Annotated in this window: 1 protein-coding gene; it reads left to right on the top strand. The window is 37.8% G+C overall.

The window, feature by feature from the left end:
• Nucleotides 1-384, top strand: a 384-nt coding sequence (locus QWJ41_RS20870) for a reverse transcriptase domain-containing protein (protein WP_302710393.1), incomplete at both ends; no start/stop codon positions are given.

Below are 384 nucleotides of genomic sequence, written 5' to 3'. Positions count from 1 at the left end.
ATCCTTGCCGATCGATACAGCTACCTATATCCATCAAAAACAGAAAATAATAATCGCAACCCATGTGGACGATTTACTCATTTTTGGACCAGACGAACAAAGGATTCAACAGCTATTCTACAAGCTATCTGATATATCAGAGCTTGAAATCAAAGACCTTGGCGATGTAACTGAATTCCTAGGTATCCAAATTAATCGATCTAATCGATCGATATATATCAGCCAAGAAAGCTATCTTCAACGGCTGCTTACTCGTTTCAATAAGCAGAACGTTAAGCCAAGAAAAATACCTTTACCACAAGGTACCAAGCTTGCAAAAAACGACCAAACAGCAACGCCAAAAGATATCAATCTATTTCAACAACAAATTGGCGCACTAATCTA

Origin of the sequence: Nocardioides cremeus (assembly GCF_030518195.1) — a bacterium.
Classification (GTDB): domain Bacteria; phylum Actinomycetota; class Actinomycetes; order Propionibacteriales; family Nocardioidaceae; genus Nocardioides; species Nocardioides cremeus.
This window is presented reverse-complemented; position numbering and strand designations above follow the sequence as displayed.